Below are 1,611 nucleotides of genomic sequence, written 5' to 3'. Positions count from 1 at the left end.
AGGGGCAGGACTTCGATTTCGGGGTGCTGTTCGCGGGGGGTGGCTTCGGTCGGGTGCCGTTGCCGACGTATCCCTTCGCCCGCCGCCGCTACTGGGTACGCGAGGCGGCCGAGCCGGCCACACCGAGCCTCGCCGCCGCCGACGCCCTGCATCCCCTCGTACACAGCAACACCTCCGACCTGCAGGCGTACCGCTTCACCACCACGCTGACCGGTGCGGAGTTCTTCCTCGCCGACCACAACGTGGGCGGACGGTCCCTGCTGCCCGGCGTCGTCTCCCTCGAAATGGCCCGCGCCGCAGTCGAGTTCGGCCTCGGAGAACTGGGCGCGGCGGAGCACAGCCTGCGGCTGCGCGACATCGTCTGGCCGCAGCCGCTGACCGCACCCGGCGGCCGCACGGAGCTGCACATCACGCTGGAGAAGCGGGACGGCTCCGCCGTCTACTTCACCGTGCACAGCGGTGACCGCATCCTGGGCGACGCCTCGGCGGTGCACTGCCAGGGCGTCGCCGAGCTGGGCGACCCCACCGCGCCCCGGCTCGATCTCGACGGACTGCGGGCGACCATCCACCGCGACGGCCTTCCGGCCGACGAGATCTACGCCGCCCTGCGGGCGCGCGGTATCGAGCACGGCCCGAGCCTGCGGGCACTCGGCCGGATCCGGCTCGGCGACGGCCAGGTGCTGGCCGAACTCGCCCGGCCCGCGGCCGCACCCGCGCTGGAGCAGTGCCACCTGCATCCCAGCCTGCTGGACGGTGCCCTGCAGACCGTCGCCGGGCTGACCCTCGGGGCCGGGCCGGACGGGGCGCCCGCGGGCGTGCCCTTCGCCGTGGACACCGTCGAGGTGTTCCGCCGCTGCCCGGACCGGATCTGGGTGCGCACCCGACGCGGCACCCGGGGCCCCGGCACGTACGACATCGACCTGTGCGCGGACGACGGCACGGTGTGCGTCCGGATCCAGGGACTGCACCTGCGCGAGGGCGGCATACGGGACGCCGAGAGCGTGTACGCCGTCCCGGCCTGGGAGCCGACCACACTGCCCGCCGAGCCCTCCGCACCGGCTCCGGACCTGCTCGTCGCCTCCATCGCGGAGGAGCGACTGCGCCGGGCCTGGCCCGCTGCCCGGGTGCTGGACGCCGAGTCCGCGGTGCGGGCGATCGGCGACGGCACCGCCGGTCCACTCGGTCACGTGGTCTGGGCGGCTCCGCCCGCGCAGGGCGGCATCGCGTCCGCCGACGCCCAGGACGACGGCGTGCTCGCCCTGTTCCGGCTGGTCAAGTCCCTGCTGTCGGCCGGTTACGGCGACCGCGAGCTGCACCTGACCGTGCTGACCCACCAGACCCAGCAGATCTCCCCGGACGAACCCTGCGAGCCGGCGCACGCCGCCGTCCACGGATTCACCGGCGCGCTGCTCAAGGAGTACCCGCACTGGCAGGTACGCCTGGTCGACCTGCCGCTGTCCGACACCTGGCCGGCGCAGGAGCTGCGGCGCATCCCGGCCAACCACACCGGTCACGGCCTGGCGTTCCGGTCGGGGTGTTGGTATGCGCAGCGGTGGTTGCCGGCGGTGCTGCCTGCCGTTCCGGAGGGCGGGTTGCGGCGTGGTGGTGTGT

Annotated in this window: 1 protein-coding gene; it reads left to right on the top strand. The window is 74.1% G+C overall.

Annotated features, from left to right (window positions below):
* Nucleotides 1-1,611, top strand: a 1,611-nt coding sequence (locus ACZ7DL_RS39050; RefSeq protein ID WP_470781835.1) for a polyketide synthase dehydratase domain-containing protein, incomplete at both ends; no start/stop codon positions are given.

The sequence above is a fragment of the Streptomyces sp. NPDC036984 genome, from assembly GCF_055607665.1.
This window is presented reverse-complemented; position numbering and strand designations above follow the sequence as displayed.